Annotated in this window: 17 protein-coding genes; 3 read left to right on the forward strand and 14 right to left on the reverse strand. The window is 70.0% G+C overall.

What is annotated here, in order from left to right; translation table 11 throughout:
• Window positions 1–5: 5 nt before the first annotated feature.
• The gene (locus tag E0E30_RS06525; RefSeq protein ID WP_245306529.1) at window positions 6–674 is read right to left on the reverse strand and encodes a hypothetical protein; all 669 of its coding nucleotides are present in this window, start codon (window positions 672–674) and stop codon (window positions 6–8) included.
• A 227-nt stretch (window positions 675–901) separates the two neighbouring features.
• On the opposite strand from E0E30_RS06525, the gene E0E30_RS06530 reads away from it, so the two are divergent.
• Window positions 902–2659, forward strand: a complete 1758-nt coding sequence (locus tag E0E30_RS06530; RefSeq protein WP_130866782.1) for a DEAD/DEAH box helicase — start codon at window positions 902–904, stop codon at window positions 2657–2659.
• 98 nt (window positions 2660–2757) lie between these two features.
• On the opposite strand, the gene trpS is transcribed toward E0E30_RS06530, so the two are convergent.
• The 6 genes from trpS to E0E30_RS06560 all read right to left on the reverse strand — a co-directional run bounded on the left by trpS (window position 2758) and on the right by E0E30_RS06560 (window position 12447).
• Entirely contained in the window at window positions 2758–3864 is a 1107-nt protein-coding gene (gene trpS, locus E0E30_RS06535; protein ID WP_130865615.1) for a tryptophan--tRNA ligase, read from the reverse strand.
• 165 nt (window positions 3865–4029) lie between these two features.
• A complete protein-coding gene (locus E0E30_RS06540) occupies window positions 4030–5763 on the reverse strand; it encodes a cation:proton antiporter (RefSeq protein ID WP_130865616.1) in 1734 nt (577 codons plus the stop codon).
• 132 nt (window positions 5764–5895) lie between these two features.
• Window positions 5896–6750: a PHP domain-containing protein gene (locus E0E30_RS06545; RefSeq protein ID WP_130865617.1), complete on the reverse strand. Its 855-nt coding sequence runs from the start codon at window positions 6748–6750 to the stop codon at window positions 5896–5898.
• Between the two features lies 1 nt (window position 6751).
• Window positions 6752–11407 carry an NAD-glutamate dehydrogenase gene (locus E0E30_RS06550; protein WP_411914024.1) on the reverse strand — a complete coding sequence of 1552 codons (4656 nt, stop codon included), beginning with the start codon at window positions 11405–11407 and terminating at the stop codon, window positions 6752–6754.
• A 415-nt stretch (window positions 11408–11822) separates the two neighbouring features.
• Window positions 11823–12059 carry a hypothetical protein gene (locus E0E30_RS06555; protein WP_130865618.1) on the reverse strand — a complete coding sequence of 79 codons (237 nt, stop codon included), beginning with the start codon at window positions 12057–12059 and terminating at the stop codon, window positions 11823–11825.
• Between the two features lie 10 nt (window positions 12060–12069).
• On the reverse strand, window positions 12070–12447 hold the full coding sequence (locus tag E0E30_RS06560; RefSeq protein WP_130865619.1) for a hypothetical protein: 378 nt from the start codon (window positions 12445–12447) through the stop codon (window positions 12070–12072).
• A gap of 592 nt (window positions 12448–13039) precedes the next feature.
• On the opposite strand from E0E30_RS06560, the gene E0E30_RS06565 reads away from it, so the two are divergent.
• Window positions 13040–13513 (forward strand): DUF2505 domain-containing protein, encoded by a 474-nt coding sequence (locus E0E30_RS06565; RefSeq protein WP_130865620.1) that lies wholly within the window; start codon window positions 13040–13042, stop codon window positions 13511–13513.
• A 137-nt stretch (window positions 13514–13650) separates the two neighbouring features.
• Here the strand turns inward: E0E30_RS06565 and E0E30_RS06570 are convergent, their stop codons facing one another.
• Window positions 13651–14142 (reverse strand): DUF6912 family protein, encoded by a 492-nt coding sequence (locus E0E30_RS06570; protein ID WP_130865621.1) that lies wholly within the window; start codon window positions 14140–14142, stop codon window positions 13651–13653.
• A 177-nt stretch (window positions 14143–14319) separates the two neighbouring features.
• Between E0E30_RS06570 and E0E30_RS06575 the strand changes: the two genes are divergently transcribed.
• Window positions 14320–14871 carry an Rv3235 family protein gene (locus tag E0E30_RS06575; protein ID WP_130865622.1) on the forward strand — a complete coding sequence of 184 codons (552 nt, stop codon included), beginning with the start codon at window positions 14320–14322 and terminating at the stop codon, window positions 14869–14871.
• 38 nt (window positions 14872–14909) lie between these two features.
• Here the strand turns inward: E0E30_RS06575 and secA are convergent, their stop codons facing one another.
• The 6 genes from secA to mtrB form a co-directional block, all read right to left on the reverse strand.
• On the reverse strand, window positions 14910–17684 hold the full coding sequence (secA, locus tag E0E30_RS06580) for a preprotein translocase subunit SecA (protein ID WP_459348731.1): 2775 nt from the start codon (window positions 17682–17684) through the stop codon (window positions 14910–14912).
• Window positions 17685–17743: 59 nt separating this feature from the next.
• On the reverse strand, window positions 17744–18973 hold the full coding sequence (locus E0E30_RS06585; protein ID WP_130865623.1) for a winged helix-turn-helix domain-containing protein: 1230 nt from the start codon (window positions 18971–18973) through the stop codon (window positions 17744–17746).
• 130 nt (window positions 18974–19103) lie between these two features.
• Window positions 19104–19718: a ribosome hibernation-promoting factor, HPF/YfiA family gene (gene hpf / locus E0E30_RS06590; RefSeq protein WP_130865624.1), complete on the reverse strand. Its 615-nt coding sequence runs from the start codon at window positions 19716–19718 to the stop codon at window positions 19104–19106.
• Between the two features lie 174 nt (window positions 19719–19892).
• A complete protein-coding gene (locus E0E30_RS06595; protein WP_245306532.1) occupies window positions 19893–20537 on the reverse strand; it encodes a ComF family protein in 645 nt (214 codons plus the stop codon).
• Between the two features lie 25 nt (window positions 20538–20562).
• Window positions 20563–22371, reverse strand: coding sequence for a GerMN domain-containing protein (locus E0E30_RS06600; RefSeq protein WP_130865625.1), 1809 nt, complete (start codon window positions 22369–22371; stop codon window positions 20563–20565).
• Entirely contained in the window at window positions 22368–23861 is a 1494-nt protein-coding gene (gene mtrB, locus E0E30_RS06605) for an MtrAB system histidine kinase MtrB (RefSeq protein ID WP_280953307.1), read from the reverse strand. Before mtrB ends, E0E30_RS06600 begins: the two co-directional genes overlap by 4 nt.
• Window positions 23862–23931 lie beyond the last annotated feature (70 nt).

Consider the following 23931-nt stretch of genomic DNA (forward strand, 5'->3'; position numbering starts at 1 on the left):
CGGGCTCAGGGCTCCAGCCCGAGCCCGGTCATCCGTCGATCATGGTCGGCCAGGACGTCGGCCATGATCTCATTGATGGCGTCGAGGTCGTCGAGCTCGCCGCCGGCGGTGGCGGTGAGGGCGGAGGTGAGCGTCGAGTCGACGGCGGCGATCCGCTGGGCGACCGAGAGCACCTCGCCGACGAACTTGCGCGCGAAGAGGGAGGCCGAGGAACGGTCGGTCGCCGGGTCCTCGAGACGACGTCGCAACTCGGCGTCCCACCGGGCCCGCCCACCGGCCCCGAGCACGAGGCGTTCGGACCACGTGCCGTCGGCGGGCAGCATGGCGGCGTCGAGGTGCTCCTCGACCCGGGCGAGGAAGTCGCCGGCCAGGCCGACGAGGACGTGGTCACGCAGGAGCACCTGCACCCAGTCACGGCATGGCACGTAACCGGCCACCGAGGACACGAGGGGCTCGACCCGACGCAGGGCGGTGACCTCGTCGATGTGCGAGCGGGCCTCGTCGAGCTCCTCACCGATCTGTCGAGCCCGGTCGGCCACGAGGAATCGGCCGGTGAGATCGGGGGCCATGGACATGCCGGCCACGATCGTTCCCAGCCGGCTCAACCCGGCTGCGCAACAGATGGCCCAGAAGCTTCTCTCCGCGTCCTTGGGGGTGCTCTCGTCGGTGCTCACAGTGACAGGCTAGGGGCCCGGTCGACCTCACGGTAGAATCCTGCCCGGTGTGTCGACGAGCCCACGGCTGGTCCACACCCGAACGGGCCCCCGGGCCCACGGAAGAACGAGGCCCTGACGGGCCTGCACGAGACCGGACCCCGCCGGGGTCCGCCCACCGACAGGACCCGCACGGGCCCGCACGAGAACAGGGCCTTGACGGGCCCACGCATGAAGAGGCCACGACACTGACCAGCGACACCCTCACCATTCCCACGACCTTCGCGGACCTCGGCGTCCGCGACGACATCTGCCAGGCGCTCGAGGGGGTGGGCATCGTCTCGCCCTTCCCCATCCAGGCCATGAGCATCCCGATCTCCGTCCAGGGCACCGACCTCATCGGCCAGGCCCGCACCGGCACCGGCAAGACCCTCGCGTTCGGCATCACCATCCTCCAGCGCATCACCCTGCCGGGCGATCCGGGCTGGGACGACCTGGCCGGGCAGGGCAAGCCCCAGGCCCTCGTCATGTGCCCGACCCGCGAGCTGGCCCTCCAGGTGTCCCGCGACATCGCCACGGCCGCGACCGTGCGCGGTGCCCGCGTCCTCACCGTCTACGGCGGCGTCGGCTACGAGCCGCAGATCGACGCCCTCAAGGCCGGGGTCGACGTCGTCGTCGGCACCCCGGGCCGCCTCCTCGACCTCGTCCACCGCAAGGACCTCGACCTGTCGTGGGCACGCATCGTCGTGCTCGACGAGGCCGACGAGATGCTCGATCTCGGCTTCCTGCCCGACGTCGAGAACCTTCTGGGACACTGCCCGGCCGGACGCCAGACGATGCTCTTCTCGGCCACTATGCCGGCTGCGATCATGGCTCTGGCCAGGGCGAACCTCGACCACCCGGTGCACATCCGGGCCGAGGGGGCCGACTCCCAGGCGACCGTTCCCGAGACCACCCAGTTCGTCTACCAGGCCCATCCGCTCGACAAGATCGAGATCATCGGGCGGGTGCTCCAGTCGCGTGACGTCGAGAAGGTCATCATCTTCTGCCGCACCAAGCGGTCCTGCCAGCGCCTGGCCGACGACCTCGTCGACCGCGGCTTCAAGGCCAGGGCGCTCCACGGCGACCTCACCCAGGTGGCCCGGGAGAAGGCCCTCAAGAAGTTCCGCACCGGCGACGCCACCGTCCTCGTGGCCACCGACGTCGCGGCCCGCGGCATCGACGTCACCGGCGTCTCCCACGTCATCAACCATGAGTGCCCCGAGGACGAGAAGACGTACGTGCACCGCATCGGCCGCACCGGCCGCGCCGGGGCCAAGGGCGTCGCCGTCACCCTCGTCGACTGGGCCGACGTCACCCGGTGGAAGGTCATCAACAAGGCCCTCGACCTCGATTTCCCCGAGCCCGTCGAGACCTACTCCACCTCGCCCCACCTCTACACCGATCTTGACATCCCCGAGGGCACGAGGGGTTCGGTGCCCGGCGCCGAGCCGAGCGCGCACCGCAAGCACGAGGACGACGAGGACCGCAAGGGACGCCGCCGTCACAAGCACGACGAGGCCGAGGAGGGCGGCCACAAGCGCCACAAGAAGTCCCGCGAGGACGCCGACAAGCCGCGACGCCGTCGCACCCGTCGCCGCAACGGCGAGGTCGTCCGCTCGGCCGAGGAGGGGGTCGACGCCGTCGAGCCGGTGACCGCCGCGGCTCCGGTCGCCGACACCCCGGCCGCCGCACCGGAGGACACTCGGATCGAGGACGACTCGCAGAAGCGCGAGTCGGACAAGCCGAAGCGTCGTCGTCGCGCCTCCGCCAAGCGAGCCTCGACCGCCCAACCGGTCCCGGCCGCCGACCAGGTCGCGATCCCGGAGCCCGAACCGGTCGCGACCCAGGAGCCCGCCAGCGAGCCCGAGCCCGCCCCGTCGACGCGCTCGATCGACCCCGACTCCCGCGGGACGACCGCCCAGCAGCGTCGTCAGCGTCGGGCCAGGCGTCCCCGGACCCTCTGAGCCACACCAAGGAACTCCAGAAGAGCTCGCGAGGAGCTCACGAGGAAGCGGCCGCGCCCCTGGGGCACGGCCGCTTCCTCGTCACGGAGCCGAGGCCGTCAGTAGATCATCCGCATGGCCTCGCGCACCTCGTGCAGGGTCTGGTCGGCGACCGCACCAGCCCGCTCGTTGCCCTCCCGCAGCACCTGCCGCAGGTATCCCTCGTCGGCCGCGACCTCGGCCCGCCGGGCGCGCATCGGGGCGAAGTACTCGTTGAGGGAGGCGGTGAGGCGCTTCTTGAGGGTGCCGGACCCGCCGTCACCGATCTCCTCGGCGATGAGGGCCGGATCGGCCACCTCGCCGTCCTGCCCACGCTCGCACAGGGCGGTGAGGAGGAGGAGGTTCGAGACCTCCGGGCGGTTCTGCGGGTCGTAGGTGATGTGCCGCTCGGCGTCGGTCTTCGCCTTCCTGATGAGCTTGGCCGTCTCGTCGGCGCTCATCCCGATCTCGATGGTGTTGCCACGCGACTTGCTCATCTTCGTGCCGTCCAGACCCAGCACGTGCGGGGTCGCCGAGAGCAGGGCCTCGGGCTCGGGGAAGACCGGGTGCTCGGGATCGACGCGGCCGTAGCGCTCGTCGAACCGGCGGGCGATGACGCGGGTCTGCTCGATGTGCGGCAGCTGGTCGGTGCCGACCGGCACGACGTTGGCCTTGCAGAAGAGGATGTCGGCGGCCTGGTGCACCGGGAAGGTGAGCATGAGCCCCGACATCGGCCGGTCGGAGGTGGCCAGCTCGTCCTTGACGGTGGGGTTGCGACGCAGCTCCGCGTCGGTCACCAGGGACAGGAAGGGCAGCATGAGCTGGTTGAGTCCGGGCAGGGCCGAGTGGGTGAAGATCGTCGTGCGCGCCGGGTCGATGCCGATGGCCAGGTAGTCGGCCATGGCCGACATGACGTTGTCCTGGAGCTCCCCGACGCCGTCCCGGTCGTAGATGACCTGGTAGTCGGCGATGACGAGGTACGAGTCGAGGCCCAGGTTCTGCAGGCGTACCCGGTTGGCCAGGGACCCGAAGTAGTGACCGATGTGGAGCTTGCCGGTGGGGCGGTCGCCGGTGAGCAGGCGCCACCGCTGCGGATGCACCGCCAGATCGGCCTCCACCTTGTCGCTGCGCTGCTGGGAGCGGGCGACGGTGGCCTCGTTGGACCCGGTCTCGTCGGGGTTCGTCATGATGTCCTTCCTCGCCGCCGAGGCCGACGACGAGGATCACCGCCGGTCCGGGCGGTCACCTCATGGAATCAGGGCCGCACGGTGCGGCGCCACCAGTCCAGCCGCGTGCTGCGGCAGGAGGACGCGGTGGCGTCGGCGGTCGTCATGGCGCCGATGATAGCAGCGTCAGTCGGCCGCCTCCTTCTCGATCCGTTCCATCTGGATCTCGTAGTCGTCGAGCACCCGTTGCGCCTTCGCCAGGGACTCGGACGAGAACTCCCCCATCCGGCGTTCGGCGGCCATGGCCTGACGCTGCGCGGCGAGCTGTGCCTGCCGCAGGCGCCTCATCTGGGGGCCGAGGTCGGCCGCCGGCCCCGTGGCGCCCCTTCCCAGGGCAGTGGCCCGCCTCGACCGCTCGTCGAGGCGCTTGCGGAAGACCTCCTCGACCTTCGGGTCGACGCCGCCCCGGGCGACCTCCTCCTCGAGGCTGGTGCGGGCGACGTCGGTGAGGCGTCCCATGAGGGTGACGAGCTCGTCGGCCTCGTGGTCGTCGGCCTCCTCGTCGGCGGGTGGACGCAGCGCCCGCACGACGGCAGGAAGGGCGAATCCCTGGGGCAGGAGGGTGGCCAGGGCGACGACGAAGGCGACGAGGACGAGGGGGTCATGGACGTCGTCGGAGGACAGGGTCTGGACTCCGGCGATGGTGACGACCCCCCGCATCCCCGCCAGGGACAGGACGACCGAGTCCCGCCAGCCGAGCGCCTCGTCACGTTGGGCGGTGATGTCGAAGCGCGCCTTCTGCAGGCGCCTGCGGCCCTGCCGCAGCCGGGCGACGAGGCGGTCGTCGAGGGCGGACTCGGGGATCGCGTCGAACTGCTCGAACCGTTCCTCCATGCGGTCCTGTCGTTGCTCACGGATCCTGGCCGAGTGCCTCATCGAGGCCAGCACGAGCGGCATGTAGGCGAAACGCACGGTGATGAGGGCCACGGTCACCGCCAGGCCGACGAGGATCACCCGGGGCAGGTCGGCGGCGACGTTGCGCAGCACCGGCGGCAGGAGGTAGCCCATGACGAGGAAGACGCCGTTCTCGGCGATCATCGTGAAGGACTCCCAGTTGGCGGCCTCGGCGCGACGGCGTGACGCCGGCAACCGCGCGATCCCGTGGTTGCCGACGACCATGCCGGTGCAGACCACGGCGACCACCCCGGAGGCGTCGATGGCTTCGGCGGCCAGGAACGACACGAACGGGGTGACAAGGGCCAGGGCGGTGTCGAGGACGGCGTCGCCGGCCCGGGACCGCACCTTCACCGCGGCCAGGGCGACGAGGTCCCCGACGAGGACCGCCCCGAGGACGGCCCAGACGAAGCTGCCGACGACGCCGATCCCGCTCACCTGACCACCGTCGACGAGGGACAGCGCGGTGGACAGCAGCACGAGGGCGGTGGCGTCGTTGACCAGCCCCTCCCCCTCGAGGATGGTGACGACCCGTGACGGCAGGCCGAGCCGCTTGCCCAGGCTCGTCGCCGCGACGGCGTCAGGTGGGGCGACGACGGCACCCAGCGCGACCGCCAGGGCCAGCGGCACCGTCGGCATCATCGCCTTGACGACGCCGGCCGCCACGGCCGCCGAGACGAGCACAAGGACGACTGCCAAGGAGGAGATGACCGTGAGATTGCGTCGGAAGTCGACGAAGGGAACCTTGCGGGAGGCCGCGTAGAGCAGCGGTGGCAGGACGAGTTCGAGGATGACCTCCGGGTCGAGGACGATCGTCGGTGCCCCCGGGATGAACGCCGCACCGACCCCGGCCAGGACGAGCAGCAGGGGCGCGGCCACTCCCAGTCGCGCCGAGAATCCCGAGACGACGCCGATGATGACCATCGCCAGGATCACCAGGCCGATGATTCCTTCCAGACCGCCCATGGGACGAGAATCCCATGCCGAGCCGTCCACGGTCGAGCCGATGTCTCACCCGTCGGGCAGGCGTCGCACCATCAGCCCCACCCTGCCATGGCAGCCCCACCCTGCCATGGCACCACGGGGCGGCGGCCGCGGTCAGCGCAGGAGGACGCCCCCGCGCATCTGGATGCGCGTGCAGATCTCCCGGTAGGCCGTCTCCCGGGTGGTGTTGCACCCCAGGTCGTGACCCCTCTTGCCGGTGCCGTGGTAGTCGCTCGACCCGGTACGGATGAGTCCGAGGCGCCCACCGAGGTCGAAGAGTAGTCGGCGGGCCTGCGGGGTGTGGTCGTTGTGGTCGACCTCGATGCCCTCCAGGCCGCGGTCGACGAGTTCGGCGAGGACCTCCGCGGTGAGCACCCGGTCGGCGCCGCGCCCCCACGGGTGGGCCAGGACGGGCACGCCGCCGGCCTCGCGCACGAGGTCGATGCCCCGGTGCAGGTCGATGGAGTAGCGGCGTACATAGCCGGGTCGCCCGTGCGAGAGCCACTTCTCGAAGGCCTCGTCGCGGTCGGCGACATAGCCCTTGGCGACCATGACGTCGGCCACGTGCGGGCGCCCCACGCTCGAGGCGCTGCGGGCGATCGTCATGACCTCCCTGGGGGTGACGGGCATGCCCTCGGCCGTGAGCCGGTCACAGATCCGTTGCAGTCGACCCTGCCGGGAGGCCCGGGTCCGGGCGAGTTCCGCGTCCAGATCCGGGTCGTCCATCCGGCAGCCGTACCCGAGTAGGTGCACGTCGACGTCGACCTGCCGACAGGTGATCTCGATGCCCGGCAGCACCCGCACACCGAACCGTTGGCCGGCGGCGGCGGCCTCGGCGACACCGTCGAAGGTGTCGTGGTCGGTCAGCGAGATCACCCCCAGCCCGACGGTCGAGGCCTTCATGACGAGCCGGGTCGGCGAATCCGTCCCGTCGGAGACCGTCGAATGGGTGTGCAGGTCGATCCGCATCTCAACTCCCTACCGACGCCCGCAACCTCCGGACGACCATGACCAGTTCCGCAAGCCCCGGGGCTGCCGAGACCTCGTCGGCGAGGGTGTCGACGCCGATGAGGACATTGTCCTCCCCTTCGGCCAGCGCCGTGCGGGTCGCGGCACCAAGACATCCCAGAAGATCGTGACGAAGTCCGGCACGCACCTGGCTCTCGGCCGGGCTGCCCTGCGGAAGGGCCTCGACCGCACGGGTGAGGGCGTCCAGATGGACCCGACGCGCCAGCCGCAGGAAGGTCGCGGCGACGTCGTCCAGGTCGTGCCCACTGGTCCGTGAGATGTCGACGACGTCGAGCAGCACCGAGGTCCACGAGCGCGCCGAGATGGTCCTCGCGACCCGCTCGGGGACCTCACTGGCCTCCAGCTCGGTGCGCCGAGCCGTGACGTCGGCGCCGTCGTCGCCGAGCATCGTCTCGAGGTTCGTCACGACCCGCTCGATGCCGGGGGCGAAGTCCTCGACCGTGCGGGCGATGTCGCGGGTGCCACCGTGGTTGAGCAACCAGCGCGTGGCGTCCTTGACGATGTCACGCAGGTCGAACCGCACCTCGGCGCCGAGTTTCGGCGGCAGGCCACACCGCGAGACCGTCGTCTCCACCTGGCCCATGGCGAAGATCGACCGGGCAGCCACCTGGGCGCGGATGACCTGGGCGATGTCGGCCCCGGTCGCGGCGTGCAGACGGTGGAAGGCGGTGATGCCCTGGGAGTCGACGAAGCGGTTGACCGCCTCCGTCGTGATGATCTCCCGATGCAGGCGGTGCCTCGGCATCGACGCCGCGAAGCGCTCCCGCAGCAGCGGCGGGAAGTACGCGACGAGGCGTTCGGCGACGTACGGGTCCTCGGGCAGGTCGGTGGCCAGGGCGGCGTCGCACAGGGCGATCTTCGTCCAGGCGAGCAGGGTGCACAGCTCCGGACTGTGCAGGGACTCCCCCGCCGCGGCCCGCCGTGCCATCTCCTCCTTGGAGGGCATCGTCTCGACGACCCGGTCGAGATGACCGGACTGCTCGAGCTGCTCCATCCACGCCTCGAGCACCGAGTTGAGGGCACCGCCACGACCCAGCGAGTTCGCCAGGGCGACGTTCTGCGAGGTGTTGTGGCGCAGCACGAGGGCGGCGACGTCGTCGGCCATGCGTGGCAGCAGGGCGTCGCGCTCCTCGACCGACAGGCGTCCCGCGGCGACCTCGGCGTCGAGGAGGATCTTGATGTTGACCTCGTGGTCGGAGGTGTCGACGCCGGCCGAGTTGTCGATGAAGTCGGTGTTGATCCGTCCGCCACCGACGGCGTACTCGATGCGTCCAGCCTGGGTCCAGCCGAGGTTGCCGCCCTCACCGGCACAGCGCGCCCGCACGTGGGTGGCGTCGATCCGCACCGCGTCGTTGGTCCGGTCGCCGACCTGGTCGTGGGTCTCGGTCGTCGCCTTGACGTAGGTGCCGATGCCGCCGTTCCACAGCAGGTCGACCGGGGCGCGCAGGATGGCCGAGATGAGCTCGTCGGGGGTGAGCTGGGTGACGCCGTCCGCCAGGCCGAGCACCTGACGCATCTGGGCGCTCACCGGCACCGACTTGGCCGTGCGCGGCCAGACTCCGCCACCGGCGCTGATGAGCTGGGCGTCGTAGTCGCCCCAGCTCGAGCGGGGCAGGTCGAAGAGGCGCTTGCGCTCGTTCCACGAGATGAGCGGGTCAGGGTTCGGGTCGACGAAGACGTGCCGGTGGTTGAAGGCGCCGACGAGCTTGATGTGCTTGCTCAGGAGCATCCCGTTGCCGAAGACGTCACCGGACATGTCCCCGATGCCGACGGTGGTGAAGTCATCGGCCGACTCGTCGATGCCCAGATCGGCCAGATGGCGCTTGACCGACTCCCAGGCGCCACGGGCGGTGATGCCCATGGCCTTGTGGTCGTAGCCGTGCGAGCCGCCGGAGGCGAAGCCGTCACCGAGCCAGAAGCCACGCTCGGCGGAGATGGCGTTGGCGGTGTCGGAGAACTTCGCCGTGCCCTTGTCGGCGGCGACGACGAGGTACGGGTCGTCCTCGTCATGGCGCACCACGTGGGCCGGGGCGATGACGGCACGGTCGACGATGTTGTCGGTGAGGTCGAGCAGGGAGCCGACGAAGATCCGGTAGCACTCGGTGCCCTCGGCGGCCCATCCGGCACGGTCGGTCGTCGGGTCGGGAAGCCGCGCGGGCACGAAACCGCCCTTGGCGCCGGCGGGGACGATGACCGAGTTCTTCACCATCTGCGCCTTGACGAGGCCGAGCACCTCGGTGCGGAAGTCCTCGGGACGGTCGGACCAGCGCAGTCCACCGCGGGCCACGTGGCCGAAGCGCAGGTGGGTACCGGAGACCCGGGGGCTGTTGACGAAGATCTCGAACCGCGGCCGTGGTGCCGGGGCGACGTCGATGAGGGTCGGGATGACCTTGAAGGCCAGGGCGCGCCGTCCGGGCTGGTAGTGGTTCGTGCGCACCATGGCCGACAGCACCTGGACCATCATCCGCAGGATCCGGTCCTGGTCGAGGGAGGCGACGGTGTCGAGGCCCGCGATGACCTCGGCGGTCGCCTTCTCGGCTGCCTCCTGGCGTGCGGTGCCGGCGCGGTCGCCGTCGTCGAAGGCGGTCGGGTCGAACTTCGTCTCGAAGACCGTGACGAGTCCACGGGCCAGGTCGGGATTGGCGACGAGCGCCCGGGCCATGTACGACTGCGAGAAGCGCACCCCGAGCTGACGCAGGTATCGGGCCATCCCGCGCAGGACGGCGACCTGCTGCCAGGTCATCCCGGCGGCCACGACGAGACCGCCGAAGGTGTCCGGCTCGCCCCGGCCCAGCCACGACGCCTCGAAGGCGTCGGTGAACCGATGCCGGTCCTCGGCCGTCCAGTCGCGTCCACCGGCGACGGCCAGGCCGAGGTCGAAGAGCCAGATCTCGCGACCACGCAGGACGATCCGGTGCGGGTGCTCGTCGAGCACCTGGACCCCCAGGCTCGACAGGTGTGGCATGACCTGGGACAGGCTCATGGCACTGGTCGGGTTGAAGATCTTGAGGCGCAGGTCGGACGGATCGGTGGGGTCGTCCGGCCGGTACATCACCAGGCCCAGGGCGGCGTCGGCGGGCAGCGCGTTGAGGAGTTCGAGGTCGAGGAGACCCTGGCGCGGGGTGAACTCCGACTTGTACTCCGGGGCGAACTCGACCCCACGCCGGTCGGCCGGAAGGGACCCGGCAAGGTCGATGAACCCGTCCTCCCAGGTCCGGGTGGCCTCCGAGAGCTGCGCCTCGAGATCCTTCTCGTCGATGGTCGGCAGGGTCACCCCCTCGGGCATCCGAGCGGTGACGTGGACCCGCACGAGCGAGGAGTCACTCATGGCGCCGCGGCCCTCGACCTCCTCGGCCCCCGAGACCTTCTCGACGATCCCGCGGACGACGTCGACGGTGTCGGCGGTGAACCGGTCCCTGGGAATGAAGACGAGGACGTGGAGGAATCGTCCCCATCGGCCGGGACGCACGAAGGAACGCACCCGACGGCGCTCGCGCAGACCGATGATCGAGGTGACGATCGGGGTGAGCTCCTCGGCCCCGGCCTCGAAGAGCTCATCGCGTGGGTACCCCGCCAGGGCACGGATGATGGCCTTGCCGCCGTGGGAGTCCGCCCGGTAGCCCGACAGGGCGAGCACCCGGTTGGCCTTGGCGCGCAGCACCGGGATGCGGTCGACCGACTCGGTGTAGGCCGCCGAGCCGAGCAGCCCGAGGAAGCGACGCTCGCCGACGACGTGGCCCTGCTCGTCGCGCACCCGCACCCCGACGTAGTCGCGGTAGGCGTTGCGCTGGATCGTCGAGCGGTGCGAGTCCTTGGTGAGGACGACGGTCGCGTGGTCGTCGGGGCCGGCGACGGCGTCGAACCGCGGGCCGTCCTCGTGCCGGCACACGCCCAGCGCCGATCCCTCGACCGGGGTCATCGTCGTGCCGTCGACGACGAACTCCTCGTAGCCGTGGAAGACGAAGTGGTCGTCGATGAGCCAGCCGAGCAGCTCGACGCTCGAGTCGCGATCGTCGCTGGACCCGGCGGAGGCGCCGACGAGGTCGGCGGCTTCGCGCATCTGCTCGCGCATGGAGCGCCAGTCCTCGGTGATGGTCTGCAGGTCCGCCAGGGCCGACTGCAGTCCCTCCCGGACCTGCGCACCGGTGACCCTGGGATCGGCGCCGAGCGGGGCCATGGCCTCGACGCACACCCACGACTCGTCGTGGAACCCGTGCCCGCCGCGGGCCTCGACGGCCTCAAGGTGACCCTGCTGACGGCGTACCGACAGCACCGGATGGAACACCTCGCCGATGGTCCACCCCTGGCGCTGCATGGTGAGCAGCACCGTGTCGACGAGGAACGGATGGTCGGCCATGACGACCTGGACCGTGCTCGAGGCGCCCTGCGCCCAGGCCGGGGAGGTCTCGACGTCGACGACGATCTGTCCCTCGTCGAGGTCACGGGCCAGGTCGAGGTGGTGACGGATGATCGCCGCCACCGCGTCGGCCGATCGGTCGGCCAGATCCGCGTCGGTGACGTGCGCCAAGTAGGCCCGGGCCGCCCGGGCGTCGGCCGCGGATGTCTCGCCGACGAGGCTGATCGTCTCCTCTCGCACGCTGGGACGGCTCGCCGTCCCGGCCCGGCCCGAGGCGGGCCTGGCCGATGAACGGGTCGTCGCGGTCGGGGTGGAACCTGGCTTCTTCGTCACGGTCGCAACACTTCCTGGCTGAGGACCACTTCTGCGTGGGGTCGCGTTCCACTCTAACGGGAGGCCCCGACGAGAGCCACCGGGTGACGCCCGAGGTCGAAGCCATGTCCACCTGACGGCAGGCGCCTGCTGTGGACCCGCCCGTGAGCACGATCACGCGGCCGCGTCGCCGAACAGCCCGGTGAGTCGAATCCCTCGGGCGACAGGCCGTCCAGCATCGGGCGACATGACGTCGTATGGGGCGCTGGGGACCGCCGACATGGATCAGGGGCTGGGGCCATGCGGCCCCAGCCCCTGATCCATCGAGCCGACGAGGCAGGCCTCATCGCTCGTCCCGGAACACCGGAGATGCCATGAATGGCGTGCCCGGCTTGGATATCGCTGCCCTCAGCAGGGCTGCCAAGACGCTGAAGGCCAGCAGGCCGACGAGGCACATGAAGGTATCCCAGTGCCCTGTCACGAAGAGAATGGCCATGACGACGAGGGAGGCCGAATAGAACAGTGCGAAGTTCGCCAGGAACCGAAGGAAAAAGTTGTCAGGGTTGATATATCTACTCATTTCATCCTCTCTAGCACGCGTCATTGAAGTTCGGCATCGCCCCAAGTAGCCCCATCGCAACAGCGCAGGCAAACGCCGCAGGACCAGAGAACGGGACACACATCAGTGCTGAGCCAGCCAGCCAGGCAGAAAATGCAGCCCATGCTTTACCACACTTGGGCAATGAAGTGGACATGAGTACCACCCTTTGCGCCGTGGCTCCAAAGGAATCTCCCACTGCTTCACCCGGGACGAGTGCGATTGAAGGATTGCCTTCCGTTCCCGAGATTTCGAAGTGTTTGCCCTTCGTATTAATTACGAGCGCTTGTGACTGATCTTTCGTAGAAACAGCCGCGAAATAGTCAAGAGCTTCATCTGCGTTCGGCGTATATTTCTTGAGGACAGCCATGAAAGCACTGCTCTTGGCTATAAGTATTCCGCTTCCACGAGAAGTTCTGTGGATCATTATGCCTAGCATTGACGATCACATTCTTGGTCTGGCGTGGCGCGAGGCGTTGGATTCCGTCTTGCGCCGCACTCGCAGATATGGTGCGCCCTCGATCGTCTGCCTTGATTTCATGTGCCGCCGCTGCGGGGCTGTTAAAGCCAAGCATTAGGCATGCAACAATAGATGCGATACTCTTTGCTAACCCATGTGTGATACCCATTGCCATAACTCCTTCTTTCTACGTGGCAGGAGCGGGTTACAGATTGTTTCGAGTTGGCATGTTGAGTTGTATGAGGTTGACGTAGCGGACTGCACCGGTGCTCTCTAGCCGTAAACCAGACCTCTGGCAGAGAGCATATACCACGTCGAACCGGGTTGACCCAAGTCGACGGGGTAGCGCGGCTCATGCCCAGCTGTGCGTCACCACAAGCGATCAGATGGCTCTGGCAGCGCGGGAGCAGCACTCTCGCGCGGCAGGCAATCCCCGTTCCTCTCGCCGCCGTACTGACCGTCGTGCTAGATGTCAGACCCGAGGAGAGACCACAATGGACCCATGGACATCAACTCTTCGGCCCAGTTCGCCGCGACTCCCGATCGGGTCGCCCAGATGATGAGCGATCCCGCCTGGTGGCAGGATGTCTACCGCCGGATCGGGGCGACGACGTCGAACCCGACGACCCGCGACGGGGTCCTCTCGCTCGACGCCGACCTGCCCGCCCCGGCCCAGGTGACGAAGTTCGTCGGCAACACCCTCCGGGCCCGACAGGAACTGCGGTGGGGACCTGCCGCCGAGGACGGCTCGCGCGACGGCACCCTGACGATCACCCCTGCCGGGATGCCCGCCAAGGCGGTCGGGAAGGCGCACCTGGCCCCGGGGGGAAGCGGTACCTCCGTGACCTACACCGGCTCCTTCACGGTGTCGATCCCACTGGTCGGCAAGAAGCTCGAGGCGGCCGCCGGGCCACACATCACCCGGGCCTTCGACGTCCAGCAGGAGGCCGGCGACGCCTGGCTGACCACGCACTGAGACCCCTGTCGACGACCGGGCCCGGCACCCTCATCGGTGCCGGGCCCGCGCCACCTCCGGTGGGTACACCGCCGACGGTGCACCCGGCCATCCCAGTGCCGGCCAGCCCAGTGCCGGCCGACTCAGTGCCGTCCGGCTCAGTTCCGGGGATCGGTCGCCGGGTCGGGCAGGGGCTCGGTGATGTCGTGCCAGGACAGCTCGTGCTCGACGAGCAGGGTCTGGACCGTGACATCGTTCCAGGCGTCGTCGATGACCATGTCCCGGGTCGCCTCGGCCGCCTCGGCGGCGTCGAACACCTCGTCGTCGCTGAACCAGGCGGTGATCTGTCCGGGGTCGAGGTGACGCAGGGTCACGCCGCCGTTGTCGGTCTCGTCGTTGGGGGCCAGGGCGCTGTCGGGGACGTGGGCGACGAGCACGAGGCGCCGTCCGTAGTGGGTGAGGCCCCACACCGACCCGATGACCATGGCCGCGCGCTCGGTCTCCTCCTCGTCGCCGTCGACGTCGAGCACCGCCCGCAGCCCCGGGGTCACCCCGAAGGCCTGGACGTCCCGCGCCGGGGCCGACACCAGGGCACGCGCCCCGGCGGCGTCGGTCGGGACGAAGACGATGCGGGTGCTGTCGTTGGTCATGTGGATCTCCCCTCTGCATCTGCGGCATCCACGCTACCGGCAGGTCCGCGCGCATGACGAGGTGGTGCCGGCGCCGTCCCACGGGTCGGACGCGTCCCGGCGGACCGCGCGAGAGTTGTCCACAGATGTCGCGACCGACCCTTCCGTGGGGACGGCACATTACTGTGGGGTGGAGGCATGGGAGACCTCATCCTGCTGGCCAGCGCCGACGGCGTCGAGTTGTACCAGTGCCCACCCTGGCTGCCCCTCGGTGGGACGGCACCCGAGGTCGAGGAGGAGCGCCCGGGGCCCGACCAGCCGCCGCTCTTCCACGGGCTCGACGACCTCGTCGACCCCGGGCCCGCGACGGATGTCGACGTCGCCTCCTCCCCCATCGCCCGCGACCGGCGGATGCGGGTCGTCGAGGCCGCGACGCGCATCGTCCTCGAGTGCATGGCCGGGCGCCGTCCCATGGTCCACCTGGCCCGCATGTCGAGCCATGCCGCGATGATCCGGATGCGCCTGTGGCCCCGGGGCCCGGTCTGGTCGCAGGTCACCCGGACCGCGGTGCCCTTCCTCCAGTGCACCTGCGACGAGGTGCACGCCGTCATCATGGTCGAGCTGCCGGCCCGCCACGTCGCGCTGGCCATGACCCTGCGTCGCATCGAGGGAACATGGCGCCTCACCTGGGCGGACGTGCTGCGGAACCGGAGGGTCGACGAGATGCTCCGGGCGTCGCCCGCGTCATGACGCGGCTTCTCAACACTGCGTCGTGACGCGGCCCACGCTCAGTCGAAGGTTCGGTTCGCCCCGTGGCAGTTCTTGAACTTCTTGCCCGACCCGCAGGGGCACTTCTGATTGCGCCCGACGTTCTTGAAGGCGTCCTCCTTGGGCGCGTCCTGGTGGCTGGCCGCCTGCCCCTGCTCGTCGGGGGCGCTGTAGCTCAGCTGACGCTCCTGCCGTCCCAGCCCCTTGGCCAGGGGTTGTGGGGCGGACGGCGTCGCACCGTCGGCGTCCCCGACGCTCCCGGCCAGGGAGGCACCCGTGACGGCGGCACCGCTCTCGTCGGTCACCAGCCCGACCTGCTGGGCCGGCGTCTGGATCTCGAGGTTGAAGAGGAACCCGACGACCTCCTCCTTGAAGGAGTCCATCATCGACGTGAACATCTCGCCGCCCTCGCGCTGGTACTCCACGAGCGGATCACGCTGGGCCATGGCACGCAGACCGATGCCCTCCCGCAGGTAGTCCATCTCGTAGAGGTGCTCACGCCACTTGCGGTCGAGCACGGTGAGCAGCACCTGACGCTCGAGCTCACGCATGGTGTCGACGCCGAGCGCCTCCTCCCTGGTGTCATAGGCGGCCTGGGCGTCCTCGGTGAAGGACTCGACGAGCTCGTCGGCGTCCTGGCAGTCGGCGAACTGCGACTTCGACAGACCCACGGGGTACACCGTGCCCATCTCGTGCCACAGCGAATCGAGGTCCCAGTCCTCCGAGTAGCCCTCGGTGTGCTGTCGGACGACGGCCTCGACGACCCGGTTGGTCGTGGCTCGCAGCTCCGACTCGACGTCGGCCCCCTCGAGCACCTTGCGCCGGTCGGCGTAGATGACGTGACGCTGACGGTTCATGACGTCGTCGTACTTGAGGACGTTCTTGCGCATCTCGAAGTTCTGCGCCTCGACCTGCTTCTGGGCGCTCTCGATCTGCCGCGACACCCACTTCGACTCGATCGGCACGTCCTCGGGCATCTTGAGGGTCACCATGGCCCGGTCGATGACCTCCGGCTTGAAGAGCCTCATGAGCTCGTCCTGGAGGGACAGGTAGAACCGGGACTCGCCCGGGTCGCCCTGACGACCGGAGCGGCCACGCAGCTGGTTGTCGATGCGCCGCGACTCGTGCCGCTCCGACCCGATGACGTAGAGGCCACCGAGGGCGACGACCTCCTCGTGCTCGGCCCCGGACTGCTCCTCGTACTTGGCCAGGCTGTTGCGCCAGGCGGTGCGATAGGCGTCCTCGTCCTCGACCGGGTCGAGGCCCTTCTCGCGCAGGTCGAGCTCGGTGAGGAACTCCGGGTTCCCCCCGAGGATGATGTCGGTGCCTCGACCGGCCATGTTCGTCGAGACGGTGACGGCGCCCTTGCGTCCGGCCTGGGCGACGATGGCCGCCTCGGACTCGTGGTGCTTGGCATTGAGCACCTTGTGCGGGACGCCGGCCCGCTTGAGCTTGTCGGACAGCACCTCGGACTTGGCCACCGATGCCGTGCCGATGAGGATCGGCTGACCGGCCTCGTGACGCTCGACGACGTCGGCGATGATGGCGTCGAACTTGGTCTCCTCGGTGCGGTAGATGAGGTCCTTCTGGTCCTTGCGGATCATCGGCTTGTTCGTCGGGATGGGGATGACGCCCAGGCCGTAGATCTTCTGGAACTCCGATTCCTCGGTCTTGGCGGTACCCGTCATGCCGGCGAGCTTGTCGTACATGCGGAAGTAGTTCTGCAGGGTGATCGTCGCGAGGGTCTGGTACTCGTCCTTGATCTCGACGTGCTCCTTGGCCTCGAGGGCCTGGTGCAGCCCCTCGTTGTAGCGACGTCCGGCCAGGGTGCGGCCGGTGTGCTCGTCGACGATGAGGACCTCGCCGTTCATGATGACGTAGTCCTTGTCGCGGTGGAACAGCTCCTTGGCCTTGATGGCGTTGTTGAGGTAGCCGATGAGCGGGGTGTTCGCCGACTCGTAGAGGTTCTCGATGCCCAGCCGCTCCTCGACGACGGTGATGCCGTGGGCCAGCACCGAGACGGTGCGCTTCTTCTCGTCGACCTCGTAGTCCTTGTCACGGCTCAGATGCGTGACGATACGGGCGAACTCGGGGTACCACTGCTTGTTCTCCTCGGCCGGCCCCGAGATGATGAGCGGGGTCCTCGCCTCGTCGATGAGGATGGAGTCGACCTCGTCGACGATGGCGTAGTGGTGGCCGCGCTGGACGCAGTCCTCGAGGGAGGAGGCCATGTTGTCGCGCAGGTAGTCGAAACCGAACTCGTTGTTCGTTCCGTAGGTGATGTCGGCCCGGTAGGCCTCCTTGCGCTCCATCGGAGCCATGTTCGACAGGATCGCCGAGACGTCGAGACCGAGGAAGTGGTGCACCCGTCCCATCTGCTCGGACTGCACCTCGGCCAGGTAGTCGTTGACGGTGACGACGTGGACGCCCTGACCATCCAGCGCGTTGAGGTACGCCGGCAGCAGGCCGACGAGGGTCTTGCCCTCACCGGTCTTCATCTCGGCGATGTTGCACTGGTGCAGGGCGGCACCGCCCATGATCTGCACGTCGAAGTGACGTTTGCCGAGCACCCGGTTCGAGGCCTCACGCACCGTCGCGAAGGCCTCCGGGAGGAGGCGGTCGAGATCCTCGCCGTTCTCGAGGCGCTGGCGGAAGTCGGCGGTCTGGCCGGCGAGCTCCTCGTCGCTCATGGCGACGTAGTCCTCTTCGATGCTGTTGACCTGGCCCACGATGCGGTTGAGGCGGCGGATGATCCTGCCTTCTCCGGCGTGCAGCGCGCGATCCACGAGGTTCACGAGGCGAGTCCTTAGTCGTTGGTCCTGACAGGGCGCCCACAATGCGCGCCCCAGCCATCCTAGGGGGTGTGCAGGCAGGAACCCAGCGACCCCGCCAGGTCGCCGGTCCCGGAGACGACGACATCACCCAGGCCACGCCAGGCTGCGACCTGCCTCAGGTGCTCGGCCAGGGCCCCGGCGACCGCCGTCCAGCCGGGGAAGGACGCCGACTCCTCGGCTCCCGGTTCGCGCCAGGCGGTGGCCACCTCGAGGATCCCGTCGGCCCGCCTGGCTCTCAGGTCGACCCGCGCGACGAACTCCTGGCCCAGGAGGAAGGGCAGGGCGTAGTAGCCGAAGCGCCGCTTGGCGGCCGGGGTGTAGATCTCGATCCGGTAGTCGAGCCGGTGCAGGGCCAGGGCTCGCGGCCGGTGGAAGACGAGAGGATCGAACGGGGACACGACGGTGGCGGCGTCGACACGTCGCGGCACGGTGGCGCGGGCACTCATCCACCACGGGACCGTCCCCGCCCCGTCGACCTCGACCCGGCGCACTCGTCCGCTGGCCTCGAGCTCGCGCAGGGCGGCTGCCACCGGTGCCCGACGCAGCCGGAAGTAGTCGGCCAGGTCGGCCAGGGTGAAGACGCCGAGAGCGTCCGCCGCCCGCTCGGCCAGGACGAGGTGGGCCTGCGCCGGGTCGAGGTCGGGCAGCCGGCGCGCTGTGCCGGGCAGCACCCGCTCAGGCAGGTCGTAGATCTTCTCGAAGGACGCCGTCCTCCCGGCGACGGCGACCCGCCCGCACCGCCAGGCCCACTCGAGGGCGGTCTTGGTGTCCGACCAGTTCCAGCCCCAGTTCTCCGGATGCTCCCCCAGCTCACCCCCGGACAGCTGCCGCGCGGTGGCCGGCCCGTCGGCGAGCCGCGCGATGACCTCGTCGACGAGACCGGGACGCTCGGCGGCGATCCGACGCATCGACCCCCACGCCTCCTCGGCCGCGGCCCGCTGGCGGAACCGCAGGGCCGGCTCGAGGGTGACGTCGACGAGGCTGGCCATGTGGGCCCACGCCTCGTGGGCCAGGGGGTTGCGCGAGGTCGTCAGGGCGTCGAGCGTGCCGGTGCCGTAGGGACCGCAGCGGCTGAACAGCGGCATCTCGTGGGCCCTGGCCAGGACGTTGACCGAGTCGACCTGGAACAGTCCGATCCGCGTGAGGACGCCGGCGCCGGCCCGGCGTCCGACGACCGCCGGACGTGCCCGGCCCAGACCCTGGGCAGCCAGGGCGACGCGGGCGGCCTGGCCGCGGGTCAACCTCACCATCGGTCCTCCTCGGGCCGGCTCATGGGATCTGGCCTGTGGGTTCCGGCCAGCGGGCGTCCGACAGCTGTCGGATCATACGGCGACGGGGACGCCCGCCGCTGCGGTCGCCCCCGTCGTGGACGTCACGGTCTCAGGCCGTCGGCTCGGCGACGTCCAGGTGGATGACGCCGAAGTTGTAGCCCTTGCGACGCCGGTAGGCGACGCTGGGGCGCTTGGTCTCGGCATCGACGTAGAGGAAGAAGTCGTGCCCGACGAGCTCCATCTCGTCGAGGGCCTGGGCCAGGGTGAGCGGCTCGGCGGGGAAGACCTTCTCCTTGACGTACAGCGGACCGTCCCCGGTGACCTCGACGTCCCCGGCGATCTTGCGGGTGGGGACGATCTCCGGGGCCTCGCCGGTCGGCTCCTCGGGCACGTCGAGCACCTGGGAGACGCGCAGTCCGCGGCGGCTGCGACGCCGGTCCGCAGCCCGGGACAGCTGGGTGCGCAGGCGCTCGGCGGCCTTCTCGAAGGCGACCGACTTGTCCTCGGCCTGGCCGACAGCACGCACCACGGGTCCGCGCGAACGCAGCGTGATCTCGCAGGTCATGCCTTGATCGGGGGCACCCTTGACGTCCTGGGCGGTGAAGACCACCTCGGCACGCTTGACCCGATCCCTCAGCTTGTCGACGCCGAGAAGTCTGTCCTCGACCTGGGCGCGCACGTCGTCGCTGACGTGGCAGTGGCGGCCCGAAACGATGACATCCATGACAACCTCCTGTGCTGGGGTTTGCGCCGGACAGTCCGGCATGTGCAGAACGGCACGAGCCCGAACCTCACCCCGGTGACCGGTGTGACGCTCCAACTCGTGCCATGCAGCAACGCTACCGGACGTTCACCTGCTGCAACAGGAAAATCACTGGGGCGTTCACCATCGGTCATCTCAGGCCCAACGGGCCGGGTGCTCGGCGTCGGCCAGGACGATCATGGCGAGGACCTCGTGTCCCGCCTCCCGCAGCGCACGACAGGCCTCGGCCAGACTCGCCCCACTCGTGCGGACGTCGTCGACGACGACGACCGGCTCGGTCCCGGCCCGTGCCGCCATGGACCGCCGTTGGTTCCCGTCTCGTCCGTCGGGTCCGACCGCCAGCTGGTCACGGACGTGCCGGGTGCGGCGCAGCAGGGGCACCACCGGCGCGCGACGATGGCAGCACCGCACCGCCGCGACGGCAAGATCGCGAGCATGATCGGCGCCGCGTCGCCGCACCGCGGACGGGTCGGAGGGCACCGGGACGAGCCACGGCGGTTCCTCGGCGGCCTCGAGGACAGGGTCGAGGCCGCTGGCCAGCCAGCGCCCGAGGACGGGGGCCAACCAGCCGGCCCCGCGATCCTTGTGGGCGGTGACGAGAGCCGGCAGCGGATCGCGGTAGGGCAGGCAGGCGACGATCGGGGGCGGCCCGTCGAGGATGACCCGGGGAGCGGGCACGACGGCTCGCCGACAGGCCCGGCACAGGCCGGTGCCGGGACGTCCGCAGCCCGGGCAGCAGGCGCCCAGGAGGAGGTCGGCGAGCGGGTCGAGGAGGCTCACGGGCTCATCCTCGGACGCCGTGGGGTCAGGTCGTGATGGCCACGGCGGTGGCCCCGGCGGCCACCGCCCGCCAGCGGTAGCGGTCCTCGTAGCGCAGCACCTGACCGGTCGAGGTGAGGGCCGCCGCCGTGAATCCGTCAGTACGCGGCAGGGTGGCCAGGGTCACCATGTCGGCGCCGGTGAGCGGACCGACCGAGCTCACCGATGACCCGTCCAGGTCGGTCCAGTACGGAACGCCGGCTGCTCCGTCGGCACCCTTGGCCAGGACGATGAGGCTCGTCGCCGACACCCAGCCGAGGTCGACCGGGGTGACGAGGTTGGGCTCGGCGGCGCTGAGCCCGAGGGCGACCGGCGGTCCGATGCGCAGGCCGGCACCGTTCTCGGCCGGGCTCACCGTGGCCATGGCCAGGCTGCGACGGGACCCGTCGGCCAGGACGAGGGCCAGCCGGGCCAGGTCGGGTGAGACGGAGAAGGCCAGCACGGTGCGCGAGGCCAGGGACGCGGCATCGACCGGGACGCGGGCGCCGGAGCGGCCGTAGGCATGGACGACGGTGACCTGTCCCTCCCGGCCGATGGTCCAGATGCTCGCGTCGGTGAGCACCTGGGGACGCAGCAGCCCGGAGCCCGGCCCCAACCGCACCGGGTGGGCGTCCCCCTCCGTCCACGACCAGAGGCTGTCGCCGTGTGCGGAGACGAGGGCCCAGTGCTTGTCGGAGCGGGAACACGAGACCGTGCCGACCTTGACCGGGCCCATCGACCCTGCCAGCTCGGTGAAGGTCCCGCCGTCCCCGACCCGTCCGGGATGACCGTCCCGGACCGCGGCGACCGTCGCCGAGTCGACGACCGGCAGGGCCGACATGGACGAGAACATCGTCGGGGAGACCGTGTCGTCCTCGGCCGAGCCCGGCAGGGACAGGGTCGCGCCGTTGGTGCTGAACCGCACCCGTGACACCTGCGAGAAGCCCGAGAGGGTCCACATGACCTGGGCGGCCATGGTGCGTCGCTGGCTGTCGGTCATCCGCGCGGCCTCGGAGTTGAGGGCCACCGTGGCCACCCCGTAGGCATCGACCGAGACTGCCGCCGAGGCCAGTCCGACCGCGCTGGGAACCGCGCTCACGACGGCCCCGGCGATGAGTCGCGACGGGCCGGCGAAGATCGCCCGCACCGCTCCGGTGGGGGTCGCGTCGGCGTGGGGCAGGTGGATGATCTCGGGGACGAGCAGTCCTCCGTGACGGCCCAGGAAGTACACCGGGACCGAGGTGTAGCCGCGCGCGTAGGTGAACTGGGAGATGAGGATCCCCGGGGGCGGCGCGGAGATCCGCCACTGACCGTCGACCTTGACCAGACCGAAGTCGTGGTCGAGGTACTGACCGGTGACCGGGGTGTGGTGTCCCTCGGCGTCGAGCCGGGCGACGATCGGTGCCTTGAGGGTGGCCGAGGTTGCCGTCGTCACCGGCTTGTGCGCGCTGGCGTCGTAGATCCTCGTCCCGTCGGTCGGTTGCCAGGTGCGGGCGGCAGCCTCGGTGAGGTAGCTGCGCGCGGTCCGGTAGCCGTCCTTCGACCCGGACATCGACTGGAGGAACCCGGCGAGGATGAGCTCGGGGGTGCCGTCCACCGCCGGAGGTTGCGGAGCGACGTCGATCGAGTCGCCGCGAGGGGCCGACCCTCCCGAGTGCACCTTGCGGGCCGCACCGCTGGTGGGCACGCTCGCGCATCCGGCCAGGGCCCACAGGCCGCCCAGGAGGACGGCACGCCGGCCGGGGCGCGGGGCGCGAGAGATCGAGTGGCCCGGATCCGTCGGCGCGGTGGTCGGGACGGGGACGTCGTCGGTCATGACACCTCCCGGTCGGTCGGGATGAGCGGCAGCGGCGGCGTCGCCGACCGCGCGCCGGGGTGACGCGGGAGCAGGAGCCGGAACTGGGCCCCCTCGCCGGGGCGGCCCCAGGCCTGCAGGTCGCCGTGGTGAAGGTGTGCGTCCTGCAGCGAGATCGCCAGCCCCAGACCGGTGCCCCCGACGGTGCGCACCCGGGCAGGGTCGGCCCGCCAGAAGCGGGCGAAGACCTTGTCGGCCTGCCACGGTTCGAATCCGATGCCGTGGTCGCGCACGGTGACGGCGACCGTGTTGAGGTCGTACCCGACGGTGACGTCGATCGGCCGGCGTTCACCGTGCTCGACGGCGTTCGACAGGAGGTTGCGGATGATCCGACGCACACGGCGCGGATCGACCTCAGCCATCGCCCCGGAGGAGGCGTGGAGGCGGATCGGTGTGCCGAGCTTGGCGGCCAGGGACTCGGTGGCGTCGATCTGCGTGCGAACGAGGTCGACGACGTCGACCTCGTCGAGGGCCAGCACGGCGGCACCGGCGTCGAACCGCGAGATCTCGAGCAGGTCGGCCAGGAGGTCCTCGAACCGGTCGAGCTCCGTGCGCAGCAGTTCGGTGGACCGCACCAGGACGGGATCGGTGCGGTCGACCTCCCCCTCGATCATCTCGGCGGCCATCCGGACGGTCGTGAGCGGCGTGCGCAACTCATGGGAGACGTCGGAGACGAACTGCTGCTGGAGGGTCGACAGCTGTTCGAGGTCGACGATGCGGCCCTGCAGCTGCCCGGCCATCTCGTTCATCGACGTCGCCAGGGTGGCCAGGTCGTCGGTGCCGCGCACGGTCATGCGCTCGTCGAGCTGGCCGTCGGCGATGCGCCGGGCGGTCCGCGAGGCCTCGCGAATGGGTCGGGAGAAGGTACGCGTGGCGAGGAAGGTCGTCAGTCCCAGGGCGACCGTGATGATGGCTCCGGTGAGGAGGACGACTCGGTGCAGCAGGGCGATCGTGCGCACCTCCTGGTCCTCCGGGAAGATGAAGTAGATGGGGAAGGACTGTGCCCCGCCCGGCCCCCAGAGGGTCGCCCCGACGACCAATCCGGGGACGCTGGCCCGGGTCGGGTCGGTGTAGCGCACCAGGGTGGGGGCGGTGAAGACGCCGTCGTCCCCGGCCACGGCGTCGATGAGGGACTGGGGAACAGACTCGGCCGACACACCGGCCGAGATGAGTCCGGAGACCGGCCCTTGGATGAGGATGTGGTACTGGCCCGACTGGCTGGCGGCGTCGTCGGCCAGCTGGTTGAGCCGCTCGTAGAGGCTCGCGGTGCGCAGGTCCGTGGCGCGCAGCTCCTGCTGGATGCGGTTGAGCGAGGTCGTCGCCTCGGCCACGGCGGACTCCTTCTTGGCGGCGAGGATCCCGTCGGCGGCGCGCTGCATGAGGAACATGCCGCCGCCGAGGAGCACCGCGATGGCCAGGGTGAGGGTGATGGCGACCATGCGCAGCGGCAGGGACGACCACCACAGTCGCGCGGGGGCACCCAGCACGCCCCGTCGTCGTCCCGACCTCCCGACCGCGTCC

Source organism: Acidipropionibacterium timonense, assembly GCF_900605005.1.
Classification (GTDB): Bacteria; Actinomycetota; Actinomycetes; order Propionibacteriales; family Propionibacteriaceae; genus Cutibacterium; species Cutibacterium timonense.